This is a genomic window from Acidovorax sp. FG60 (genome assembly GCF_057808995.1).
Map to the genome: position 1 here is coordinate 271,292 of NZ_JBMDJC010000001.1, position 24,553 is coordinate 295,844.

At 64.1% G+C, this 24,553-nt stretch carries 19 protein-coding genes; 11 read left to right on the top strand and 8 right to left on the bottom strand.

Features of this window, described 5'->3' with window-relative positions; all coding sequences use genetic code 11:
- Positions 1-82 precede the first annotated feature (82 nt).
- Positions 83-859 carry an aspartate/glutamate racemase family protein gene (locus ACODS0_RS01235; protein WP_055401531.1) on the bottom strand — a complete coding sequence of 259 codons (777 nt, stop codon included), beginning with the start codon at positions 857-859 and terminating at the stop codon, positions 83-85.
- 12 nt (positions 860-871) lie between these two features.
- Positions 872-1,762: an amino acid ABC transporter substrate-binding protein gene (locus ACODS0_RS01240; RefSeq protein WP_488832178.1), complete on the bottom strand. Its 891-nt coding sequence runs from the start codon at positions 1,760-1,762 to the stop codon at positions 872-874.
- Positions 1,763-2,079: 317 nt separating this feature from the next.
- Here ACODS0_RS01240 and ACODS0_RS01245 point away from each other — a divergent pair, with 317 nt between their 5' ends.
- Entirely contained in the window at positions 2,080-3,297 is a 1,218-nt protein-coding gene (locus ACODS0_RS01245; protein ID WP_488832180.1) for a D-amino acid dehydrogenase, read from the top strand.
- 20 nt (positions 3,298-3,317) lie between these two features.
- On the opposite strand, the gene ACODS0_RS01250 is transcribed toward ACODS0_RS01245, so the two are convergent.
- The 3 genes from ACODS0_RS01250 to yghU all read right to left on the bottom strand — a co-directional run bounded on the left by ACODS0_RS01250 (position 3,318) and on the right by yghU (position 6,050).
- Positions 3,318-4,244, bottom strand: coding sequence for a LysR family transcriptional regulator (locus ACODS0_RS01250; RefSeq protein WP_121420828.1), 927 nt, complete (start codon positions 4,242-4,244; stop codon positions 3,318-3,320).
- A gap of 249 nt (positions 4,245-4,493) precedes the next feature.
- The gene (locus ACODS0_RS01255) at positions 4,494-5,126 is read right to left on the bottom strand and encodes a glutathione S-transferase family protein (RefSeq protein ID WP_488832182.1); all 633 of its coding nucleotides are present in this window, start codon (positions 5,124-5,126) and stop codon (positions 4,494-4,496) included.
- A 21-nt stretch (positions 5,127-5,147) separates the two neighbouring features.
- Positions 5,148-6,050 carry a glutathione-dependent disulfide-bond oxidoreductase gene (gene yghU / locus ACODS0_RS01260; RefSeq protein WP_488832184.1) on the bottom strand — a complete coding sequence of 301 codons (903 nt, stop codon included), beginning with the start codon at positions 6,048-6,050 and terminating at the stop codon, positions 5,148-5,150.
- A 303-nt stretch (positions 6,051-6,353) separates the two neighbouring features.
- Here yghU and ACODS0_RS01265 point away from each other — a divergent pair, with 303 nt between their 5' ends.
- Both ACODS0_RS01265 and ACODS0_RS01270 read left to right on the top strand, forming a co-directional pair.
- Complete coding sequence (locus ACODS0_RS01265) at positions 6,354-7,508, top strand: PIN domain-containing protein (RefSeq protein ID WP_488832186.1); 1,155 nt, start codon at positions 6,354-6,356, stop codon at positions 7,506-7,508.
- Positions 7,509-9,515, top strand: a complete 2,007-nt coding sequence (locus ACODS0_RS01270; protein WP_488832188.1) for an ATP-binding protein — start codon at positions 7,509-7,511, stop codon at positions 9,513-9,515.
- 228 nt (positions 9,516-9,743) lie between these two features.
- Here ACODS0_RS01270 and polA read toward each other — a convergent pair whose 3' ends face one another.
- Positions 9,744-12,542, bottom strand: coding sequence for a DNA polymerase I (gene polA / locus ACODS0_RS01275; protein WP_488832189.1), 2,799 nt, complete (start codon positions 12,540-12,542; stop codon positions 9,744-9,746).
- Positions 12,543-12,595: 53 nt separating this feature from the next.
- Between polA and ACODS0_RS01280 the strand changes: the two genes are divergently transcribed.
- The 4 genes from ACODS0_RS01280 (at position 12,596) to ACODS0_RS01295 (ending at position 15,767) form a co-directional block, all read left to right on the top strand.
- Positions 12,596-12,955, top strand: coding sequence for a hypothetical protein (locus ACODS0_RS01280; protein WP_121420832.1), 360 nt, complete (start codon positions 12,596-12,598; stop codon positions 12,953-12,955).
- 113 nt (positions 12,956-13,068) lie between these two features.
- Entirely contained in the window at positions 13,069-14,019 is a 951-nt protein-coding gene (locus ACODS0_RS01285; RefSeq protein ID WP_121420833.1) for a homoserine kinase, read from the top strand.
- Positions 14,020-14,143: 124 nt separating this feature from the next.
- Positions 14,144-14,986 (top strand): BPSS1780 family membrane protein, encoded by an 843-nt coding sequence (locus ACODS0_RS01290; RefSeq protein WP_121422818.1) that lies wholly within the window; start codon positions 14,144-14,146, stop codon positions 14,984-14,986.
- Positions 14,943-15,767, top strand: a complete 825-nt coding sequence (locus ACODS0_RS01295) for a FecR family protein (RefSeq protein WP_488832194.1) — start codon at positions 14,943-14,945, stop codon at positions 15,765-15,767. Before ACODS0_RS01290 ends, ACODS0_RS01295 begins: the two co-directional genes overlap by 44 nt.
- A gap of 128 nt (positions 15,768-15,895) precedes the next feature.
- Here ACODS0_RS01295 and ACODS0_RS01300 read toward each other — a convergent pair whose 3' ends face one another.
- Positions 15,896-18,121, bottom strand: coding sequence for a PhoX family protein (locus ACODS0_RS01300; RefSeq protein WP_487256279.1), 2,226 nt, complete (start codon positions 18,119-18,121; stop codon positions 15,896-15,898).
- Positions 18,122-18,443: 322 nt separating this feature from the next.
- On the opposite strand from ACODS0_RS01300, the gene ACODS0_RS01305 reads away from it, so the two are divergent.
- From ACODS0_RS01305 to ACODS0_RS01320, 4 genes are all read left to right on the top strand, one after another.
- Positions 18,444-19,649 carry an imelysin family protein gene (locus tag ACODS0_RS01305; RefSeq protein WP_488832196.1) on the top strand — a complete coding sequence of 402 codons (1,206 nt, stop codon included), beginning with the start codon at positions 18,444-18,446 and terminating at the stop codon, positions 19,647-19,649.
- A 2-nt stretch (positions 19,650-19,651) separates the two neighbouring features.
- Positions 19,652-21,154, top strand: coding sequence for a di-heme oxidoreductase family protein (locus tag ACODS0_RS01310; protein WP_488832197.1), 1,503 nt, complete (start codon positions 19,652-19,654; stop codon positions 21,152-21,154).
- Positions 21,155-21,234: 80 nt separating this feature from the next.
- Positions 21,235-22,341 carry an imelysin family protein gene (locus ACODS0_RS01315; protein WP_488832200.1) on the top strand — a complete coding sequence of 369 codons (1,107 nt, stop codon included), beginning with the start codon at positions 21,235-21,237 and terminating at the stop codon, positions 22,339-22,341.
- Entirely contained in the window at positions 22,331-23,473 is a 1,143-nt protein-coding gene (locus ACODS0_RS01320; RefSeq protein WP_488832202.1) for a DUF1513 domain-containing protein, read from the top strand. The genes ACODS0_RS01315 and ACODS0_RS01320 overlap by 11 nt, the downstream gene beginning before the upstream one ends.
- Before the next feature lie 81 nt (positions 23,474-23,554).
- Here the strand turns inward: ACODS0_RS01320 and ACODS0_RS01325 are convergent, their stop codons facing one another.
- The gene (locus tag ACODS0_RS01325; RefSeq protein WP_488832204.1) at positions 23,555-24,469 is read right to left on the bottom strand and encodes an AraC family transcriptional regulator; all 915 of its coding nucleotides are present in this window, start codon (positions 24,467-24,469) and stop codon (positions 23,555-23,557) included.
- Positions 24,470-24,553: the final 84 nt, after the last annotated feature.

The window sequence follows — 24,553 nt, forward strand, 5'->3', positions numbered from 1 at the left end:
GAAGTCGCCACCCCAGGCAGACTGAGGACATGGCAAGAAAAAGGAGTCGGCCGCTCACCAAGCCGACGGCAGTGCGCTGGGCTCAGCCCGCAGGATGGATGTGCCAGTAGGCATGTCGGGCCAGGGCCGAGGCCAGCACCACCGAGGGATTCACCAGCGAGAGCCCTTCGAGCCGGGGGTGCTCCGCCAGCGCCAGGGGAATCTCGGTGCAGCCCATGATCAGCGTGGACACGCCGTAGCGCTCCTGCAGCGCAATCGACACGGCCTCAAAGCGCTGTCGCGCCAGCGGATAGTTGCCCGCCTTCACGCCGTCGTAGATTCCCTGCATTAACTGCTCGCGCTCATGGTCGTCGGGTACAAAGCAGGCGATGCGCGCACGCTCCAGCTCACGCTGGTACAGGCCCGCGTCGTAGGCGCCGCGTGTGGCCAGTAGCCCCACGCCCTGCACCTTGCGCGCCGACAGCTCGGCCACCACCTCCTGCACGCCGTGCAAGACCACCATCTGTGGAAACCGCTGCTGCAGGATGCCGTGCCAGGCATGGGCCGTGTTGCAGGCAATCGCCACCACTCGCGCGCCCAGCGCAGCCAGCCGCCCGGTGGCCTGCAGCATGGGGTCTGCGGGCTGGTGCGCGCCGGGGCGCGTGTCGTTCAGCGCGGCCGTGCGGTCCGGTATGGGCACCTGCGCCAGCCAGTGCTCGGGGTAGGCCTGGTCGTGCACCGGAATGCCCAGCACCTCCATGCGGTCGGTGCAGGCCTGCACGAACAGGCGCACAAAGTCAGCCCCGGCGGCCGGGCCCATCCCGCCCAGAATCCCCACCACCTGCGGGGCGTGGGGGTGGCTTGCAGACACTAAAGACATGCGCGCTCCGGCTTACTGTGCGGGCTTGTCGCTTTGGGCCACCAGGTTCTCGCGCAGCTCCTTGCTCATGGCCAGGTTCAGGTTCTGGTTGCGCGGCGGCACTGGCGACATAAACCACTTGGTGTAGAGCTTTTCGAATTCGCCCGACTTCATCATCCCGCCGATCACGCCGTTGACCAGCGCCTGGAACTGCGGGTCATCCTTGCGCAGCATGCAGGCATAGGGCTCCACCTGCAGCGAATCACCCACCACCGTCCAATCGGCCGGGTTGCGCTGGTTGCCCATCAGGCCGAACAGCAGGATGTCATCCATAGCAAACGCTTCCGCCCGTCCCGTTTCCACCAGCAACACGGAGTCGTCATGGTCCTTGCCCAGCACGATGTCCATGTCGAGGTTGTTGTCGCGGTTGTACTTGCGGATGACCTGTGCATTGGTGGTGCCCGAGGTGCTGGCCACCTTCTTCTTGGCCAGGTCAGCGTAGTTCTTGACGCCCGATGTCTTCTTGGTCAGCAGGCGCGTGCCGGTATAGAAGTAGTTGATGGCAAATTGCACATCCTTGCCCCGCGCCGTGTTGTTGGTGGTCGATCCGCACTCCAGGTCGATGGTGCCGTTGGTCAGCAGCGGAATGCGGTTCTGCGATGTCACCGCCTGCAGTTCCACCTTGAGGGCGGGGTTGTTCACACGCTTCTTCACGGCATCGACCACCGCGTTCGAGATGTCCACCGCAAAGCCCACCGGGGCACCGGGGCCCGACAGGTAGCTGAAGGGCACCGACGACTCGCGGTAGGCCAGCGTGATCTTGCCCGACTCGGCAACCTTCTTGAGGGTGTCGGCACTGACCATGGTGCTGGCCAGCAGGCCGGTGAGCACGATGGCGGCGGAGGTGACGGCGGAGAGCTTCATGGGAATCCCTTTGCGAAAAATCAGGTGGACGGTTGAAAAAGCGAGACGCAGGGGCACTGTAAAAATTCGCGCCGCACTTGAACAATTCATTTGCACGGGTACGTCATGACCAAAAGTTATGCCGCCGATCTGGTGCACACCGCCGCACCATCCAAGTGCCATTTTTCCCCTTCCGCGCGGCTGTTCCGTACTGTGTGCCTTCCATCGGTGCACACGCATAACTTCCCGGCATGGCTGCGCATGGCATTGGCATTGTTCAAAGGCCCGCCCTCACCCTACATTGACTTTCAGTCAACCAACAACATAGAACACACAAGATGCAGGTATGTGTCCTCGGCGCGGGCATCGTGGGCCTGGCCACCGCCTATGAGCTCCACCAGCGCGGCATGCAGGTGACCGTGATCGACCAGGCCCAGCCCGGTGCTGGCGCCAGCGGCGGCAATGGCGCGCAATTGAGCTACAGCTATGTGCAGCCCCTGGCCAATGCCGGCCTGTGGCACCAGTTGCCCGAACTGCTGCTGTCGCCCCGCTCGCCGCTCAAGATGCGCCCGCAGTGGGACGTGCACCAGTGGCGCTGGGGCCTGGAGTTTTTGCGGGCCTGCAACCGGCGCACGTCCGAGCGCAGCACCCAACACCTGCTGGCCCTGGCCGCACTCAGCCGCCACGGTTTTGAAGCCATGCTGCAGGCCGAGCAGCTGGAGTGCAATTTCTCCAACACTGGCAAGCTCGTGCTGTACAGCACCCCTGCGGGCCTCGCCGCAGCGCAGCAGCAGATGGAACTGCAGCGCGCCTGGGGCAGCGAGCAGGAAGCCGTCTCGCCCCAGCGCTGTGTGGAGATCGAGCCCGCGCTGCAGCACTACCAACGCAGCATTGCAGGCGCCATCTACACCCCCAGCGAATGCGCGGCCGATTGCCTGGCGGTGTGCCAGGGACTGCAGCGGCTGCTGGCAGCACGCGGGGTGCGCTTTGTGCTGGGCACGCGCGTGGAGGGCTTTGTGCACCATGCGCGGCGCATTGCAGCCGTCCAGACCAGCGCGGGCGCCATCGAGGCGCAGCGATTTGTGCTGGCTCTGGGGAGCGCCAGCCACCAGGCGGCAAAGACCCTGGGCTTTCGCCTGCCCATCTACCCGCTCAAGGGCTACAGCGTCACGCTGGATACGACGGACGCTGCCGGAGCAGCGCCCCGCGTGAACGTGACCGATGCTGCGCGCAAGGTGGTCTTTGCACGCATCGGCCAGCGCCTGCGCGTGGCCGGCATGGCCGAGCTGGTGGGGCACGACGACCACATCCCCCCCGCGCGCATCCAGAGCCTGTGCGAGGCCACCCGCGCATTGTTCCCCGGCTGCAGCGACTTCAGCGAACTGAGCCCCTGGACCGGCATGCGTCCGGCCACCCCCACGGGCGTGCCGCTGGTGGGAAGGCACACCCACGCCCCAGACAACCTGCTGCTGAACACGGGCCACGGCGCGTTGGGCTTTACGCTGGCGTTTGGCACGGCCGCGCAGGTGGCCGAGCTGGTGGTGCCGACAGCCTGAGCAGCCCTCCCCACACGGCGCTATTCGGCCTCCCGCAGACCCACGGACTCCAGCGTCTCGGCCACCGCTTGGCGCATGCACTGCGTCATGGCGCTGGCCAGCAGCGAGCTGGGCCGATTCACGGTGCGCAATGACTTGATGGGCACGGCAATGTGCGGCGCCAGCGCCAGCACATCCACCTTGCTGCGGTCGGCCGAAGCAGCCGTGCAGGTGTCCACCACCGCCACCGCATGGCCGTGGTGCGCCAGGGCCAGCGCGGCGTGGTAGGTCTGCACCGTGATCGCAGTCTGCAACCCCACCCCGGCCTCACGGCAGGCATGGCTGACCACCGTGCCGATAGGGTCGCGCACATCCAGCCGCACCACGGGCGTATCGGCCAGATCGGCCAGGTGCGCCACGCCCGCATCCACCAGCGCCGCACCCAGCATGCCCTTGGGCGCCACACACACCATGCGGCCATCGGCCAGGTGCTCCTGCGTGAGCGCGGGGTGGGCGATGGCGCTGAACACAAAGCCCACATCCGCCTCCTGCAGCACCAGGGCCGACACGATCTGCGGAGAATGGAGCGCATCGATGGTGACCTTCACATCCGGATGCTTCTGCCGAAAGAACCGCAGCGCGCGCGGTAGCACCTCGTAGCTCAGTGCCAGCACGCTCAGGATGTGCAACTCGCCCTCGCGCTGGTCGCCCTTCAAGCTGTTGGCCAGGCGCTGCACATCATCGAGCTGGGTGAACAAACGCTCGATGTGCGGGTACAGCGTCTGCGCCTCGGTGGTGGGCACCAGCTTGCCCTTGAGGCGATGGAACAGCGGAAAGCCCAGCTGCAGCTCGGCATGCGCCAGGATGCGGCTGACCGCAGGCTGCGTGACGTTGATGAGGCGGGCCGCCGCGCTCACGCTGCCGGTGAGCATGACGGCGTTGAAAACTTCTATGTGGCGAAGGCGCATGGGCTAACAATGCAAGGAACAGGCCCGATGCGCAATCCTTGCATCCACCCATTGCGACTCAAACGGGGACTAGTGTGCTGTCCCGTAAATAGCTGCACGAAATGAAATCGGTGGCATCGCGCCCAGGGCAAGGCGCAAACTGCAGTGATAGCCGTAGCTATCGCGAGGATTTGCAACGCAGCCCTGGGGGTGAGGACGCGATTTCATGTGCAGTTATTTGCGGGACAGCACACTAGAGCAGCGCGATAGTTAGAGCGACATCGACAGCCGCTGCGCCATGGCCGCACGCCAACGCAGCAAGTGCGGGTGCTGCTCGCCCGGCTTGTGCTTGACCACGCGCGCAAAGTCCACCGCCACCACCGCCGTGATGTCGGCCACGCTGAAGCGGTCAGTGGCAATGAATTCGCGGTCCGCCAGGCGCTCGTTGAGCAGCTGAAAGAACTGTCCCACACGCACCAGCCCACGCTCAGCCAGGGCCGGGATTTGCGGGTAGTCCACCACGCCGGGCAATGCCCGGTTGGCCATGGCGGGCGCGCTGTTGCGTAGCGCCTCGGCAATGGCCAACAGGCCCTCGAACTCCATGCGCCAGTTCCAGCTCGCAATCTCGGCCTTTTCTGCAGGCGTCTCGCCCAGCAGTGCAGGCTGCGGGTAGCGGGCTTCGAGATACGCCGTGATCGCCGCGTTGTCGGTCAGCAGCAGACCCTCTTCGGTGCGCAGCGCAGGCACCGTGCACTGCGGGTTGATCTGGCGGTAGGCATCGCCCAGTTGCTCGCCATTGCGCAGGTCCACCTGCACGGTGTCGTGGGCCACACCCTTTTCTGCCAGCAGGATGCGCGCGCGGCGCGGGCTGGGCGCCGTGGCGCAGTCATACAAAGTGATCATGGTGACGCCTTGCAAAAACACTCAGCGTGCGGGTGAAGAAGCTGCTGCCGCCGCCTCGATCTTGTCCTGCGTCTTGGTGTCAAAGTCGCTGGCCTCATGCCGCTCGCGCAACTGGCTGGCCAGGTCGCCCTGCACGCGGTTCACCTTGCGCCCACGCTGCACCGCCGGGCGCTTGGCGATCTGCTCGGCCCAGCGCACCACATGCGTGTATTCGTGCACCTGCAAAAACTCGCCTGCGTTGTAGGCCTGCCCTTTCACCAGCAGGCCATACCAGGGCCAGATCGCGATGTCGGCCACCGTGTATTCATCGCCCGCCACGTACTCGGTCACGGCTAGGCGCTGGTTCAGCACATCCAGCTGGCGCTTGGCCTCCATCGCATAGCGGTCGATCGCGTACTCGATCTTGACCGGCGCATAGGCATAAAAATGCCCAAACCCGCCGCCCACGAAAGGTGCACTGCCCATCTGCCAGAACAGCCATGACAGGCACTCGGCGCGCGCAGCGCCGTCTTTGGGCAAGAAGGCGCTGCCGAACTTCTCGGCCAGGTACATCAGGATGGCGCCGGACTCGAACACCCGCACCGGGTTGGCCGGGTCGGTACGGTCCAGCAGGGCCGGGATCTTGGAGTTGGGGTTCACAGACACGAACCCGCTACCAAACTGCTCGCCCTCGTTAATGCGAATCAGCCACGCGTCGTACTCCGCCCCGCTGTGGCCTTGGGCCAGCAGCTCTTCCAGCATGACCGTGACTTTCACGCCATTGGGCGTGCCCAGCGAATACAACTGCAGCGGGTGGCGGCCTACCGGCAGTTCCTTGTCGTGCGTGGCACCGGCATTGGGCCGGTTGATGCTGGCGAACTGGCCGCCGTTTTCTTTGTTCCATTGCCAGATGGCGGGGGGTGCGTAGGGGGCAGAATTGGGCATGCTTGGACTCCAGGAAGATTTGAGACGGAGGTTGGCTGTGTGGCCAGTTTTCGAATGAGTTTAGCGGTGCGGCTCCGGGCTGCTGGGCAGGTACGAATGTCTTATTACAGGGGCTGCAGGGGCGAGCAGTTGAGGTTACCCGGTTAAGTGTTTTGGACTGGTGAAACCCAGCGAGTGCGGTCGCTCGCCTTCGCGCTTTCGACCTAAACTGACGGCCGGAAGCAGATAGCACCCACGTGTACCGCTGACTTCAATGTGCAAATGAGCACATTCAAAAGATCATCATGGATGTGAGAATCCGGTATGCCAAAAGAACTACTTTCTCCTGCCCAGGCCTGGGAAAACGCGACATTTTTTTCGATTGACACGAATCTCATTCAGGCAGCGGGGTACAACTTCAAGCAAGGCGCACTGCACCAGCTCCCTAGGCAATTGCCCGAGTCGATAGGGATTCAGCTGCCGGAGATCGTGGTTAGCGAGATCGTGAAGCATCGAATGGATTCTGTGCTCAAGGCTCACTCGGTACTCAAGCACGCGACTGACGACCTTCAGCGGCTGACGACGATTGATACTTCAGTGGTCCACAGTTCAATAGATCAGTTGAACGCGATCGAGTTGGCGGATAAGCAATTTACTAAGGAAGTTCACGACTACGCGGCGCGGTGCCGTGGTGGCGTATTGCCTACTGCAGGTGCGGACGCTGTGGCAAGTTTGTTCGCTAACTACTTTGCTCAAAGACCACCATTCGGGCTGAGCCAGAGGAAGAAAGCAGAGTTTCCTGACGCAATGTGCCTATGGCTGCTTGAGCAGTACGCCGAGGACAACGACACCATCGGCATCATTGCCTCGGATGACAAAGGGTGGAAGCAGTATGCTGAAAATTCGGAGAAGCTGTACTGCGTCGGCTCAATAGACGAGTTGGCCACTCTATTCGCTGCGACCAATGAACACGCGCAAGCAGTCAAGGGAAAGATCGCCGCTGCAGTGAAAGACCTCGACTCACCGCTGGGCTCAGATCTCGTGCAAGAACTCAATCGGCACGTTGCCAACTCGCAATGGGACAGCTCGGAGATTTATACCGGATCAGCACATCGCGTCGAGCCAGAGTTCTACGACGCGGACATTGCCGAGCAGCGCATTGATGGCGAAATCAACGTTTGGTCTGTGAAAGGCGAGCCCACTACGTGGGTTGTCGAGCTAACGGTGTCGCTCACGGTAAACGTGCATATATCCGTCGAATTCTTTGCGTGGGATTCAATCGATAGAGAAGAGTTGAGCCTCGGCTCACAAATTTTCACCACTCAGGATGAAATCGATGTTGATGTCTATCTAACCTGTTCAGATGTACGCTTGGAGACGCTACCAAGCGATTGGCAAACTGAAATTGAGATTGCTGACGGCAACTATTCCATTGAGCGCTTCGAGGCAGAACTGGACTATGGCGGCCCGGACGAATAGGTGGCTGACGTCAATCTAGCAGGCATATTTTCAAAACCGGGGGGTATTGTGGAACAGGCGTCACTACTAGAAGATTTGTCCTATCTCTACGACGAGAGATTCTTGAACAAATATGCTGGAAGCATCATCACCGACCCATCAACGGCGATAGTTGAACTGGTTGCGAACTGCTGGGATGCCTACGCCACAGACGTTCAAATCACTCTTCCCGATAGGAAGCAGGGAAAGCACTTCAAGATCGTTGACAACGGCAAAGGGATGACTCGCGAAGAGTTCGCCTTCATTTGGCGCACTTGGGACTACAACCGCATCAGTGCCCAAGGGCCGAAGAGCGACCCGCCACCCGATACCAAAGGGCTTCCAAGAGCAGTTTTCGGAAAGAACGGCAAGGGTCGCTTTGCCAGCTTCTGCTTTGCCAGTGAATACCTAATTACTTCCAGGAAGAACGGCCAGGAATTCGTTTGCAAGGTCAGCAGAACATCCACGCGGCCCCTTGTACTTGAGGAAGTGTCCTTCACCGCTGAAGGTGTGAAGGGCCACGGGACGACCATCCATGGGACCGGGGATATCCCCTATCTCCAGTTTACCGAGGAGAAGGCGAGAGAGTTACTTGGAAGCCGCTTCCTAGCCAACCCAGCTTTCAAGGTGTATGTCGGAGGCCGAGCAATCACCTTCAACGACATCCCCGACTATCTCAGCAAGGCAGAGGTCGAAGTTCAGGGCTTGGGAGTCGTCACCATCCTACACATCGACACCAAGAAGGCCGACAAGACAACCAAGCAGCATGGCATCGCTTGGTGGGTCCAAGACAGAGCAGTAGGCCAGTGCGACTGGAGCGCGAGCGACTACAGCCGAATTCTTGATGGACGGACTACCGAGGCCAAGCGGTTCACCTTCATCGTAAAGGCCGACTTCTTGATTGAACACGATGCAGTCAGAGAAGACTGGAGCGGGTTCAAGGAAGACAGTGCAGTTTGGTTCAAGACTAGGGCCGCAGTCCAAGAACGCATTTGCCAGATCATTGACAGCACCAGCAAGGAAGAGCGAGCCACCACGAAAGCGGCAGTTAAGGAGAAGGTGGGCAACTCCATCAACAAGCTCTCACCCATCAGCAAAGAGCGAGTGACCGACTTCGTTGATGAGGTTGTTGATACCTGCCCCAACTTCGGTGAAACGGAGATCGTCCAACTGACAACCCTCCTCGCAAAGCTTGAGCAATCAAAGTCCCGCTATGGCCTCTTGGATATCCTTCACAAGTGCGAACCTGACGACTACGACAAGTTACATGAAATTTTGACCGAGTGGACCATTGGAATGGCAAAGCTGGTGCTGGACGAGATTCAGAACCGATTGAGGCTCATCAGCGAACTTAGGATCAAACTTCAGAAGGTTGGGATTGATGAAGTCCATGAGCTTCAGCCCCTCTTTGAACGTGGCTTGTGGATGTTTGGTGCCCAGTTCGAATCCATTGATTTCACGTCCAACGTGGGGATGACCCAAGTCATCAAGTCAATTTTTAAGGACAAGGCAGGAAAAGGCACCCGCAATCGGCCTGACTTCGTTGCCCTTCCCGATTCCAGCGTAGGCTTCTATGCCCGTCCTTCTTATGACGAGTCTCATGACGAGGACGGAGTGGCACATCTTGTAATCATCGACCTCAAGACCACCGGCCTGGCACTTGGAAGCAAAGAAAAGGGGCAGGTTTGGAAGTACGTCAAGGAGCTTCGCGCCCGAGGCTATCTAAAGCCCATTACCAAGGTCGACGGATTCCTGCTGGGAGACAAGATCGAAAGCGGCGAAGCCGAGCCTATGGCGCAAGGTGACTCAGTGACCATCCATCCCATGCTCTATGACACCATATTGGTTCGTGCAGAGAAGCGGCTATTGAACCTTCACAAAAAGGTTAAAGATGCCCCTTTCCTCCTCGAACAGAAAGAGTCTTTGAAGTCTTTCATGGAGCCCGTTCAAGTTGCTCAGATGGAACTGACCGAAAACGATAAGGAATAAACGGCAATCTGCAGACGCTTACCAGCGGTACCCGCAAATCACAAGTTCGCGTCGAGCGCCATGGCAATGCAGATGGCGCAACTCGATGACCACCGCTTGTGCCGCGCGAGCCGCGAGCGGAGTCGCACGGAAAACAACTTCAAATTTGATAGCTACCAGCGCTTACCATATAAGCGCTAGAGGCTAAAAATACTCGAAAATCTGGCCTGTCACGGTTGCGTCGCTTGGTCAATGCGCCTTATCCCAATTAGCCCCCACCCCCACCTCCGCCAGTAGCGGCACCTTCAGCGCCGCCACCTCCGCCATCAGGCGCGGGATGTGGGTCTTGAGCCAGTCCACCTCGCTCTCGGGCAGCTCGAACACCAGTTCGTCGTGCACCTGCATGATCATTTGGATCTCCGGCTTGTGCGCGTCCAGCTCTTTTTGCACGGCCACCATGGCCAGCTTGATGAGGTCAGCCGCCGTACCTTGCATGGGGGCGTTGATGGCGGCACGCTCGGCGCCTGCGCGGCGGGGGCCGTTGGGGGAGTTGATTTCGGGCAGGTACAGGCGGCGGCCAAACACAGTCTCCACATAGCCCATCGATTTGGCGGCGGCCTTGGTGTCGTCCATGTACTGCTTCACGCCGGGGTAGCGCTGGAAGTATTTGTCGATGTAGGCGGCGGCGGCCTTGGTCTCGATGCCCAAGTTCTTGGCCAGGCCAAAGCTGCTCATGCCGTAAATGAGGCCGAAGTTGATGACCTTGGCGTAGCGGCGTTGCTCGCTGGTGACCTGGCCCACTTCCACCCCGAACACCTCGGCGGCGGTGGCGCGGTGCACGTCCAGCCCGGCGTGGAAGGCGTGCAGCAGCGAGTGATCGCCGCTAAGGTGGGCCATGATACGCAGTTCGATCTGCGAGTAGTCGGCACTCGCAATCACGCGGCCTGCGGGGGCCACGAAGGCCTCACGCACGCGGCGGCCTTCGGGCGTGCGGATGGGGATGTTCTGCAGGTTGGGGTCGTTGCTGGACAAGCGCCCGGTCACCGCCACAGCCTGCGCGTAGTGCGTGTGCACGCGGCCTGTACGTGGCAGGGCCAGTTGCGCCAGCTTGTCGGTGTAGGTGCCTTTGAGCTTGCTCAACGACCGGTGCTCCAGCAGCTTGGCGGGCAGGGGGTAGTCCTCGGCCAGCTTTTCCAGCACTTCTTCGTCGGTGCTGCGGGCGCCGGTGGCGGTCTTCTTCACCACGGGCATGCCCAGCTTGTCGAAGAAGATTTCGCCCAGTTGCTTGGGGCTGCTCAGGTTGAAGGGCTGGCCCGCAATTTCGTACGCCTCGGTTTCGAGCTGCAGGATGCGCTGGCCCAGCTCGTGGCTTTGTGCGGCCAGCGTGGGCGCGTCGATCAGCACGCCGTTGCGTTCGATGCGGTACAGGGCCTCGCTACTTTGCATCTCCAGCTCGTAGATGAAGCGCAGTTTGTCATCGGCCTGCAGCAGGGGCCACAAGGCGTTATGCACGTCCAGGGTCTGGTCGGAGTCTTCACACGAGTAGGCGGCTGCTTTGTCCACCGGCACTTGCGCAAACGGGATCTGGTGCGCGCCTTTGCCGCACAGGTCTTCGTAGGTGATGCCTTTGCGGCCGGTGTGGCGCTCGGCCAGGCTGGTCAGGTTGTGGGGCTTGTGCACTTCCAGCACGTAGCTTTGCAGCATGGTGTCGTGCGCGTAGCCCTGCACCTCGATGCCGTGGTTGGCAAACACATGGCGGTCGTACTTGATGTGCTGACCCAGCTTATGGTGCTTGGGGTTTTCCAACCAGGGCTTGAGGCGGGCGAGCACATCATCCAGCGGCAGTTGCGCGGGCGCGTCGGGGCCTTCGTGGCGCAGGGGGATGTAGGCAGCCTCGCCGGGCTGTACGCTGAAAGAGATGCCGACGATTTGCGCACGCATTTCGTCGAGGGAGTCGGTCTCGGTGTCGATGGCCGCGAGTGGGGCTTTGTGCAGGCGCTCCAGCCACTGGTCAAAGTCCGCCCAGTTCAGGATGGTGTCGTACACCACGGTGCGGTGCTGGGCTTCTTCGGCCACGGTGCTGGCGGAGTGGTCGGCAAACAGATCGCCGCTCTGGCCGGGCATGGCGACGGTGGGGGCTGTAGCCGCTGGGGCGGCTGCACCCTTGATGGCAGCGGCCAGGCCCTTGAAGCCGTATTGTTCGTAAAACGGCAGCAGGCCGGCGTTGTCTGGCGCGTCGAGCGTGATGTCATCAAACCCAGGCAGGCCGGGGATGTAATCGGCCAGCGCGCAGTCGGTCTTCATGGTGACGAGCTGGCGGCTCAAGGCCAGCTGGCCGCTGGCAATGGCCTCGCGCAGGTTGTTGCCCGCCACGCCCTTGATGGCGTCGGCGTTGGCAATCAGGTTGTCGAGCGAGCCATATTCCTCCAGCCACTTGGCTGCCGTCTTGGGCCCCACCTTGGTAACGCCGGGCACGTTGTCCACGGTGTCGCCCACCAGGGCCTGGTAGTCCACCATCAGCGCAGGCGGCACGCCAAACTCGGCCGTCACGCCTGCCACGTCGCGGCGCTTTCCGCTCATGGTGTCGATGATGGTGATGTGCTCGTTGACCAGCTGGCTCAAGTCTTTGTCGCCGCTGGACACAATGACCTCAATGCCCTGTGCGGCCGCCACGTGGGCCAAGGTGGCGATCACATCGTCGGCCTCCACGCCGGGCACGGCCACTACCTTCCAGCCCAGCAGGTCCACCACCTGGTGGATGGGCTCGATCTGGCTGCGCAGGTCGTCGGGCATGGGCGAGCGCGTGGCCTTGTATTCGGTGTACAGGGCGTCGCGGAAGGTGGGGCCGCTGGCGTCGAACACGCAGACGGCGTAGTCGGCAGTCACCTCTTTGCGCAGGGCCTGCATCATGTTGATCATGCCGCGAATGGCACCGGTGGCAGGGCTTGTGGGGTCGCCCGGCACCGCCCGCAGGTCGGGCATGGCATGGAAGGCGCGGTAGAGGTAGCTGGAGCCGTCCACCAGCACCAGGGTCTTTTTGTCAGTCATGCACGGATTGTGCACGGCCGGACTCCACCCAGGCAGCGCTCTACAATCGCCCGATGCGCGCTCTCTACCTCCTTTTGCTGCTGGGCATTGCCTCCGGCACCGCCCTGGCCCAAAACCCAAGCCAAAATGCCCCTCAGGGCACGACGGACAAGCGCGAAGCGCTCTCAAATCAAGAGCAACCTGCAGGCCGCACCAACCAGCGTACCGAGCGCATCCAGGTGGAAGACGCGGGCAGCCGCGTTGATGAGCTGCGTGTGGGCGGGCAAACACAGACGATTTCGGTGCAGCCCAAGACCGGCAACATGCCCGGCTATGAAGTGCAGTCGCCCGATGGCGCACGCAGCCGCGCAGGCAGCAACAGCGGCGCCGAGACCACCACCGCCCCGCGTGTCTGGAACGTGCTGAAGTTCTGAGGCCCCTGCGGCGACTGCGGTATTTGGCAGCGCCACCGCGCGGCCCCCATGAAGCCGCTGCACGCCCTGCCCTTCTTCTGCCAGTTTTTCATTTCTTTGTAACCCCCTGAGCGATGGCCGTTTTTACCGAAGTCTCCAACACCGAGGCGCGCGAGCTGCTGCGCCGTTTGCAACTGGGTGAGCTGGTAGAGCTGCGCGGCATTGAGGGTGGCATCGAGAACACCAACTACTTTCTGACCAGCGACCAGGGCGAGTTCGTGCTCACGCTGTTCGAGCGCCTCACGGCGGCACAGCTGCCGTTCTATCTGTACTTGATGAAACACCTGGCGCACGGCGGCGTGCCCGTACCCGACCCGCGTGCTGACAAGAACGGCGACATCCTGCACACCGTGTGTGGCAAACCCGCTGCGGTGGTGAACAAGCTGCGCGGCAAAAGCCAGCTCGCACCCCAGGGCGTGCACTGCGCGGCCGTGGGCACCATGCTGGCCCGCATGCACCTGGCGGGGCGTGGGTTTGACCGGCACCAGCCCAACTTGCGCGGCCTGCCCTGGTGGAACGAAACCGTACCCGTGGTGCTGCCCCACATCGATTCGGCCCAGGCCGCCCTGCTGCGGTCCGAGCTGGCCTACCAGAACCATGTGGCGGCCAGCGCCGCGTATGCCGCACTGCCCAGGGGCCCCGTGCACGCCGACCTGTTCCGCGACAACGTGATGTTCGATGGCGAGGAGCTCACGGGTTTCTTCGACTTCTACTTTGCGGGCGTGGACACCTGGCTGTTTGACCTGGCGGTGTGCCTGAACGACTGGTGCATCGACCTGGCCACCGGCGCGCACGACGCCGAGCGCGCCACCCGCATGCTGGACGCCTACCAAGCAGTGCGCCCGCTCAACGCGGCCGAACGCGAACTGCTGCCTGCCATGCTGCGCGCCGGTGCCTTGCGGTTCTGGATCTCGCGCCTGTGGGACTTTTACCTGCCGCGCGAGGCCTCGATGCTCACGCCGCACGACCCCACCCATTTCGAGCGCGTCTTGCGTGCTCGCCTTGCACACCCAGTGCACGCCTGAGCCCTTGTGCAGTGGCCGGAATGGGCCGCTGGGGTAAATTCCAAGCTATTGCACTGCCATGGGCGGCCTTCTGGCTGCCGGCAATGCCCGGGCGCAGGCCCCACCTTTCTTCAGCAGCACCTTCATGAAACTCCACATCGTCCCCGCCCGCACTGGCATGACCTGGGTCAAGCTTGGTATACGGACGTTCTGGAAGCAGCCCATGGCATTGGCAGCGCTGTTTTTCATGACCATGGCGTCCATGTCGCTGGCCTCCATGATTCCACTGGTCGGCCCTGCGGTGGCGCTGATGCTGCTGCCATCGGCCACCCTGGCCATGATGGTGGCGGCAGCGCAAGCCTCGCAGGGGCGGTTTCCCACACCGGCCGTGCTGCTGGTGGCGTTTCGTACCGGGCAGCAGCGGCTGCGTGACATGCTGGTGCTGGGCGCCCTGTATGCGGCTTGCTTTCTGGCGGTGATGGGCCTGTCGGCCCTGATCGACGGCGGGCAGTTCGCCAAGGTGTACCTGGGCGGTGCCCAGCTCAGCAAGGAAGTGGCCGAAGACCCGGCGTTCCAGAGCGCGATGTGGCTCTCCATGGTGCTGTACCTGCCGCTGTCGCTGCTGTTCTGGCACGCCCCGGGGCTGGTGCACTGGCATGGCGTGCCGCCGGTCAAGGCGCTGTTCTTCAGCATCGTGGCCTGTGTGCGCAACTTCAGCGCATTCCTGGTCTATGGGCTGGGCTGGCTGGGCGTGTTTCTGCTGGGGGGGCTGGTGGTGGCGCTGGTGTCGGCACTGCTGGCTACGGCGGGACTTGCGGCATCGGCGGCTGGCGGCATCATGGTGGGTGCCGCGTTGATGATGGCGGCGATGTTCTTCACGTCGGTGGTGTTCACCTTCCGTGACAGCTACGAGCCCCCTTCCACCCCAGAACCCGAGCCGCCCCATGACACACCACCACCCGACTCCCCTGCTCCTGGGCCGGACTGACAACGAGCTTCTCTGGCACCGGCGGCGCAGCCTGTTGCAGGCAGCCGCCGCGTGGGTGGCCGCTGGCGGGTGGATGGCCGCGCAGGCGCAATCGGGCAGCAACATCGTCGAAGTGCGCGGGGATGTGCTGCGCAATGGGCAGGCGCTGACGGCACAGGGCAGCATCGCCGCCGGTGACCGCATCGAAACGGGGCCGGGCTCCACTGCCGTCTTTGCCGTGGGCAACAGCGCTTTCATGGTGCGGCAGAACACACGCCTGGCGCTGGAGGGAGACACGCCGACCGCCGTCAAGGTGCTGCGGGTGCTGACCGGCGCGGTGGCGAGCGTGTGGGGGCAAGGCACCGACCGGCAGGTGATCCTGCCCACCGCCACGGCGGGTATCCGGGGCACGGGTGTGTATGCCGAGGTGTTCCCCGAGCTGGACCACCGGGGCTATTTCTGCAATTGTTATGGAACGGTGGACCTGGCCGCTGGCAACGAAAGCGTGGTCAGCCAGTCGGTCTACCACCAGTCGTTCTGGGCCGAGCCTGCGCCGCGCGACGGCCGCCTTCTGACCCCTGCTGGTGCCATCAACCACACCGACGAAGAGCTGGAGTTTCTGGCCGGCCTCATCGGCCAGCGCACGGCCTGGCAGATTGCCGGGCGCAAGGGCACCAAAGACGGCAGCGGGCAGATGAACTACCCAGCGCCCGGCGGCACAACACCAGGAACCACGCCGCCAGCCCCCCCCGCCCCCACCCGCGCCGTGCCACCGCCCCCCGGCGACACCAGCACCTACTGACCCGCCGACCACACCCCTGGCAACGCGCCCACCGCAACGGACAAGGCCCGCCGGCCAGTGGTTTGCCCTGTTGGTGGCAACCCTCTGGCCAGCGGGCCGGGTCGGTCAAAAAACGAACTAACGGGGGATCAGGTCCCGATCACGCCGCCGTCGTTCTTGGTGATCACGATGGTGGCAGAGCGGGGGCGCTTGCCTGCGCCGTAACCTGCGTTGGCGGGCCACTGGCTCTGGTACTTGGTGGCGTCGCCCACATTGGCCAAGGCGGTGCCTTCACCGGGGTGCTGAATGTTCACGAAAATGGCCTTGCCGTCGGGCGTTTCGGCCACCCCGGTGATTTCGCTGCCCTTGGGGCCGACCAGGAAACGCTTGAGCGTGCTTTCAGTGGCAGCCTTGCCCACGGGGGTCACGATGTCCAGCTTGGTGCCGTCGGTCTTGGTGTAGCTCAGCGTCTTCTTGCCGCCGTCACCCACCTGGCCGGGCACAGCGGCCAGCATCATGCAGTTGGTCACGTCGGTGTAGGCGCCGTCGTCCGTCTGGATCCAGCAGATGCCGGTGGCCTTGCTGAAGGCCAGGCCATCGGGGCTGGAGAAGTCCTGGTCAGCAGTCAGCGACGAGATGTTGACCAGCGCCTTGTCGGCCCCGGCTTCGGCGCCGAACAGGTACACGTCCCAGGTAAAGGCCGAGACCGAGGCGCCTTCCTTCATGCGCACCAGGTGGCCATTGGGGTTGCCGGTCTGTGCCGAGGTGCCCTTCATGTCGGTGTAGGCACGCGGGTTGGCGGCGTCTGGCAGGTACTGGCTACCCGTGGGGTTCACACTGCGGTTGCTGTTGTTGGTCAGCGTGAAATAGATCTCGCCGTTGGCGGGGTTCACGGCGTTCCATTCGGGGCGGTCCATCTTGGTGGCGCCCACGGCATCCGCCGCCAGACGGGTGTTGATGGCGATGTCGGCTGCATCGGCAAACTTGTAGGCTGCATAGCCGCTGATGGCGGTGTTGGCCAGCGCCAGCTCGACCCAGGTGCCCGTGCCATCGGCATTGAACTTGGCCACATACAGCTTGCCGCTGTCCAGGTACTTGTCGCCCACGGCCATGCGGTCGGCGGCATTGGCATCGGCGGCATTCCACAGCGCGGTGGACACAAACTTGTAGATGTATTCGCCGCGCGAATCGTCACCCATGTACACCGACAGCGGCTTGCCTGCCTCAACCTTGCCAAACGCCGCGCTTTCGTGCGCAAAGCGGCCCAGGCCCGTGCGCTTCTTGGCCATGCGGGTCTTGTCGTAGGCATCGATCTCGACGATGTAGCCCATGCCATTCATCTCGTTGCGGTAGTCGTCGCTGCCGTCCACCGAGGTGCCGGTCTTGCTGTTGTTCCAGCGCTGGTACTGGTCGGCGGCGCCGCCACTCTCCCAGCCGTGGCGCGATGCAGCACCCTGGTTGCGGCCATAGCGCTTGAGGGCCGTGACGCTCTTGTCGTTGCCGCGTGCGGCATCGTCGGCAGCGCCACGCGTGAAGTAGCCAAACCAGTTTTCCTCACCGGTGAGGAACGTGCCCCAAGGCGTCTTGCCCGTGCCGCAGTTGTTCAGCGTGCCGCGTGTGGTGGTGCCCGTGGGGGAGAACTTGGTGATCATCTGCGCATTGCCACGCGCAGGGCCCGAGATCTCGATGGGGCTCAGTGCCGTGAGGCGGAAGTTGAGCGCAGAGTTCTGCACGTAGGCCCACTTGCCACCCGACTTGGCGACTTCGATCACGGCAATGCCGTGGATCGCCGTTTCCTTGTCGATTTCGGCCGCAGGGCGTGGCAAGGTGGTCGTGCCGCCGTTGGCATGCAGGAAGTGGGATGACAGCTTTTCGTCGGTGGTGGCTTCGTGGTTGATGGCCAGCAGCCCGCGCTCGATGGCGTTGTCGTTGCGCTTGCCGTCAGCACCCAGGCCAAACCATTCCATGCCGTCGTGGTGGTCACCACCGCGCTTGTCGAAGTCACCATCGGTGCCATCGTTCTTGTAGGCAGCCACGCCTGCTGCAATGGGGTCGCCCAGCGCAAACAGCACACTGGCGGTGTAGCCTGCAGGCACGGCCACCACGTCGGCCAGGCTCTTGGGCACCGCGCCAAAGCCCAGCAGCTTGGGGCCGGCAGGGGGTGGAGTCACTGCAGGGTCGTCGCTGCCGCCGCAGGCCGACACGCCAAAGCCCGCCAGCACCGTGGTGCCCACCGTGCCCACGCTGCCCCGCAGAAGGCCACGGCGCGACAGGCGAGCGCCCAGCACCGCATCAAAGCTGGGGTTGGCAGAGGTGTTGGAGTTCTCGTTGTTGAAGTCAATCGCCTGCTCTGGCGCAGCCACACGGTGGTTCATGGGGTTCCTCGGGTTGTTGGTTACAAAACCCATGGAGCGTAGAAACCGTGGGTGACATCGCCGTGAAGCTTTTGCGGCGGTTTGATGACAGCCGGTCCCTGCAAGCTGGTGGTCGCACCAGAGATGGACACACACAAATACGAATCACTACTATTTGTATAATCAAAACCTGCCTTCGCCCACCCAGCCACGCCGTCGCACCTTGTGGTGCACAGGCTCCCTCAGCCAGTGCGGCCCCTTCGTTGACCACCGCAGCGCCCTTGCAGGCCCAACCGCCTTCCATGCCATGGCCTGCGCGCCCCTTTGCCCCGGAGACCTCTGCATGCCCCATTCCTTTCTGAAGACCTCGGTCCTGGTAGCCGCTCTGGCCCTGTGCACCTATGGCACTAACGCAGCAGCGCAGGCAGGTGGTGCGCCGGCCCCGTCGGCCAACGCACAGGCGGTGAACACCAACATGGTGGCCGCGCACTACGGCCACCTGGTGCATGCCAACTACACAGACACGCTGGATGCTGCCAAGGCCCTGCAGGCCGCAGTGCTGGCATTCACCGCCAAGCCCTCTGCAGAAACGCTGGCCGAAGCCCGCAAGACCTGGTTGGCCGCACGCGAGTTCTACGGGCAGACCGAAGCCTTCCGCTTCTACGGCGGCCCCATTGACAACGACAACGGCCCGGAAGGCCGCATCAACGCCTGGCCCATGGACGAATCGTTTGTGGACAGCGTGCAAGGCAAGGCCAACGCCGGGCTGGTGAACAACCGCAAGTTCACCATCAACAAGAAGAACCTGTCCGCGCAGAACGAGCGTGGCGGCGAAGAAAACATTGCCACGGGATGGCACGCCATCGAGTTCTTCCTGTGGGGCCAGGACCTGTCAGACACCGGCCCGGGCAACCGCAGCTTTGAAGACTTTGTGGATGGCAAGGCCCCCAATGCCGACCGCCGCCGCCAATACCTGAACGTGGTGACAGATCTGCTCATTGACGATCTCACCACGCTGGTGAAGGCCTGGGCGCCAGATGCCAAGAACAACTACCGCGCCCGCTTCGTCAAAGGTGGCCAGGAATCGGTGCGCAAGATGCTGGTGGGCCTGGGCTCGCTGTCGCGCGGCGAATTGGCCGGCGAACGGCTGGAAGTGGCGCTGAACAGCCAGGACCAGGAAGACGAGCACTCGTGCTTTTCGGACAACACCCATCGCGATGCGGTGACCAACGCACTGGGCATCCAGAACGTGTGGCTGGGCCAGTACAAGCAGGCCAACGGCACGGTGCTGCAAGGCCCTTCGCTGCGTGACCTGGTGGCCGCCAGGGACGCCGCGCTGGCCGACAAGACCACGCAGCAGATCGCCGCATCGGTGGTCGCCGCAGAAGGCATTCAGGCCCCGTTCGATCGCGAAATCATCGGCGGCAAGGACGCCCCAGGCCGCCAGCGCATCCAGAAGACCATCGACAGCCTCACACAACAAAGCAAAGACCTGGTCGCTGCCGCCAACGCCATTGGCATCACCAAGTTGACGCTGGTCCAGCCTTGAACATGCAGATCTCGCGAGCCAAACGCCGCCAGCGCGCTGTGCGCCTGGCGGCTGCCAGCACCGCCATCGTCGCGCTCGCCGGCTTCGGCAGCCTGGGCATTCCATCGCTGACGGCGGCCCCCCAACCCGACCCGCAGGGCGAAAAAACCGGCGGCGAGACCACCGTATTCGCCACCGGGCGCAATGCCTTCTCGTTCCCAGCCGCCAACCTGACCGATGAGGAACGCACGCGCTTTGTCATCGGCAACTCGTTCTTTCGCCGCAACTGGGTCGAGGCCCCTGCATCCACCAAGGCCCGTGATGGCCTGGGCCCGCACTTCATCGCGCGCTCGTGCGGTGGCTGCCACGTGCAGGACGGCCGGGGCGAGCCGCCAGCGATCTTCAACCGCCTGGGCGAGACCAAGGACCCGACCGTGGCCCTGCTGATCCGCCTGTCCATCCCCGGCAAAGACGCGCATGGCGGGCCCCAGCCCGAGCCAGTGTATGGAGACCAGTTCAACAACGCGGCCATCCAGGGCGTCAGCCCTGAAGGGCGCGTCACGCTGCGCTACGAAACGATCAAAGGCCAGTTTGCCGACGGCACGCCCTACACACTGCAAAAGCCCGTGTATGGCTTCGCCGACCTGGGCTACGGCCCCATGCACCCGGACGTGATGAGCAGCCCGCGCATTGCGCCGCAGATCATCGGCGTGGGCCTCCTCGAAGCGATTGCCGAGGCCGACATCCTGGCCAACGCAGCCGACCAGGCCGCCGCGCCCGGCCCCATCAAAGGCCAAGCCAACAAAGTGTGGGACGCGCCCTCGGGCAGCATGATGACAGGGCGATTTGGCTGGAAGGCCAATGTGGCCAGCATCGCGCACCAGACGGGTGGCGCCTTTCTGGGCGACATGGGCATCACGTCCCGCCACTTCGCGCACGAGACCTGCACCCCCGCACAAAAGGACTGCTTGGCTGCACCCAGCGGCAAAAGTGGCAAGGAGGGCGCCAGCGTGCAAGGCCAGCCGGCTGTGGAGATCGACGACAAGACCCTCGCCGACGTGATCTTCTACCAAGCCACGCTGGCACCGCCCGCGCGCCGTAACGTCAACGACGTGCAGGTGCAACGCGGTCAGGCCTTGTTTGCCCAGGCCCAGTGCGCCACCTGCCACCGGCCCAGCTACGTGACCAAGGAAGGCCCCTTCCCCACGCTGACCAGCAAAGCCCTGAACGGCCAGCGCATCTGGCCCTACACCGACCTGCTGCTGCACGACATGGGCGAACGCCTGGCCGACAACCGGCCCGACTTTGGCGCCAACGGCCGCCAGTGGAAGACTCCCGCACTGTGGGGCACCGGCCTGATCAAGGATGTGAACGGCCACACGCGCCTGCTGCACGACGGCCGCGCGCGCGGCGTGCTGGAGGCGGTGCTGTGGCACGGCGGCGAGGCCGAAGCAGCCAAGGACCAGGTACTGAAAATGAAGAAGGCCGACCGCGATGCGCTGGTGAAATTTGTGGAGTCGCTATGAGTATTGACCCCCACGCTCCGCCGCTGCGCGGGTCGCTGCCCCCCGAGGGTGCCGCGTTTTCACCTTGGGGCGGCCCGGCGATGAAAACATCCCTCCTTGCTGCCGCCCTGCTGCTAACCGCAATGCCCCCCGTAGCTGCGCAGGCCCAGACAGCGGCTGCCGCCCCCGCCTGGCAGCGCGATGCCGTGCCGTTCTACGACACCGTACACGCGCTGCAGGGCATCTACGGGCATTGGGCCCTGCCCCGCGCCAAAGACTTTGACCAGAGCGCCCGCGCCCTGGCGCCCGCCGTGGCTGCACTGTGCCAGGCCCCGGCCAGTGACAGCAAAACGGCTCTGGCCGCAGCGCGCACAGCTTGGCACGCCACAGCGCGCGCATGGGAGCAGTTGACCGCTGTGTCGATAGGCCCCGTCATCGCCCGCCGCAGTCAGCGCGCCATCGACTTCACGCCCACCCGCCCCGCGCTGATCGAAAAAGCCATCGTCACCCAGCCCCAGGGCGCCAAGGCCTTCGAGCGCATCGGCACCCCCGCCAAGGGCCTGCCCGCGCTGGAATGGCTGCTGTGGACCCGCCCCGTGCAGCCCGGCAGCCCTGCCTGCAGCTACGCACACGAAGTGGCGCAGGACGTGGCCCGCGAATCCACCGCCTTGCAAGCCGCCTTCACCACCGCCGCAGGCACCGACTGGGGCGCCGAGGACGAGCAGGAGCAGTCCACCCAGGCCATCAGTGAGTTTGTGAACCAGTGGGTGGGCGGCATCGAACGCCTGCGCTGGGCGCAGATGGACAAACCGCTGCGCGCGGCTGGATCGGGATCTGGCGCGCGCATACCGGACTACCCCCGCACCGCCAGCGGCAGCACGCTGGCGGCCTGGGCGGCCACCTGGGGCGGCCTGCGCAGCCTGACCACCCTGCCCGCCAGCGCCGACACCCCCGCCGCTGGCGCGGCCCTGGTGCCCCTGGAGATGTACCTGCGCGGCAAGGGCCTGAACCCGCTGGCCGACAAACTGCACCAGGCCACTGACAAGGTCGACGCGTCGATGGCCCAGGTGCAAAAGTCGGGCCTGCAGAACAAGGCGGCCATCCAGCAGACGGCCAAGGACCTGACGGCGCTGAAGTTTCTGGCCGAATCCGAAGTGGCACCGGCGCTGCAGGTGAGCATTGGTTTTTCTGACGCCGATGGTGATTGACCTCCACCGCCGCCAAACGCTGGCAGGGCTGGCCGCGCTGGCAGGCCTGGGAGCGTGGGCGTTCGCTCCGACCTCCGCGTTCGCCAGAAACAACGGCACCATGCACTTGGCTGCCGCCTGGGAGCGCGAGGGCAGCTTTCACATCGGGCTGCTGTCCACGCAACCGGGCGCCGGGCAGCCGTTGCAGATCCACGCATCGCTCGAAGTCCCCACCCGCGCCCACGGCCTTCTTGTGCTGCCCGATGGCTCCGTGCTGGCCACCGCCCGCCGCCCCGGCGACTGGCTGGTGCGGTGGTGGCCCGGCCAACGCACCGAGCCGCAATGGCTGTGGCAGGACGGTGAGCGCAGCTTCAACGGCCATGTCATCGCCAGCGCAGACGGGGCCCGTTTGTTCACCACCGAAACGGATGCAGAAACCGGCGCCAGCTGGGTCGGCATGCGCGACGCCCGCACCCTGCAAAAAACTGCCGAATGGCCCACCCACGGCATCGACGCCCACGAGCTGACCTGGGACACGCGCACCACCCACAACGGCGCCCCCACCCTCATCGTTGCCAACGGCGGCGTGCCCACCGCACCCGAAACCGGCCGGGTCAAGCGTGACCTGCAAAGCATGGATTCATCCATCGTGCGGCTGGACGGCCACACCGGCCGCCTGCTGGGCCAATGGCGCCTGCAAGACAAACGATTGAGCCTGCGCCATCTGGCCTGGAGCCCCGATGCCCGGACTCTGGGCATCGCCCTGCAGGCCGAGCACGACGACACCACCGCCAAAGACGCCGCCCCCGTGCTGGCCCTGTTCGACGGCACCGCTCTGCGGGTGGTGCCCGCGCCGGGGCCTATTGCGCAGGCCATCCACGGCTACGGCGGCAGCATGGCCGCCACACCTGCGGGTTGGGCCGTGAGCTGCCCGCGCGCCAATGGCATTGCCACGTACACGCCGCAGGGCGAATGGCGGGGGCTGGTGCCGCTGCCCGACGTCTGCCCGCTGGCTGTGCACGGCGGCGCGCTGTGGGCGGGCGGTTTGGGCGCCAGCCTGCAGAACGCGCAGGCCGCAGCGCCTGTGAGCCACGCGCATGGCCGCAGCCTGCGAGGGGTGCGGCTGGACAACCACTGGGTGTGGGCAGCGTAGAAAATTGAAGCAAAAAATGCCTCTAGCGCTTGTTGGTAAAGCGCTAGTAGCTATAAATAACTGAGCAAACCGCCCGCACGCTTACGGCTGGCGCGCATAGCGCCCGGGCGCCAGCCCCACATGGCGGCTGAACGCGGTGCTGAAGGTGCTGGCCGAGCTGTAGCCCACACGCGCGGCCACTTCGTCGATGCCTATGCGGCCGTCGCTGCCGCGCAGCAGCTTCTTGGCGAGCGCCATGCGCCAGGCCAGCAGGTATTCCATGGGCGGCACCCCCACGGCGCGCAAGAAGCGCTCAAAGAATGTGGACCGCGACAACGCCGCCTCGCGCGCCAGCGCGTCCACTGTCCACGACTGCTCTGGCGCGCTGTGCATCAGGCGCAGGCCCACCGCCACGCGGGCGTCTGCCAGGCCGCGCAGCAGCCCGGGGGGCGCACCCGCCTCGCCGCTCGACCGCAGGGCCTCGATCAGCAGCAACTCCACCAGGCGGTCCAGCACCAGGTCTCGGCCGGGCAGCATGGCCAGGCATTCCTGCCGCACCAGTTGCACCAGGGTCGGCAGCCGCGCCACCCCGCGCACATGCAGCAGGTCCGGCAGCAGCGACACCAGCAACGCGGCGTCGGGCGAATCAAACTCAAAGGTGCCGCCCAGCATGCGCATGTCCGGCGGGCCGTCGGGCGTGCCATGGCGCAGCCCGTGCTCGCCATCGGGCGCTGGCAAACGGTGGGGGTCCATGAACACCGGCTGCGCCGGTGGCTGCTCCATGCCCGACAAGGTGAACCCCGGCGTCGCGGGCATCAGCACAAAGTCGCCCGCCTCCAGCGTCACCGGCTCTTGCCCCGCCACGGCCAGCAGACACTGGCCTTCCAGCATGGTGCAAAAGCTCGGACTGCCGAACTCCCCATAACGCACGGCCCAGGCGCCCGCGCCGCTGATCACCTTGGAGAACACGGCGCGCGGCCGCAGCAGCGCAATCACTTGGGCAAGGGGATCCACCACCGCCGGACTCCTACAAACAAAAATTGGACGTTTGATTGTAGTTAATCCAGCCTTGGCACGATATCGTTGCACCACCTTCCATCT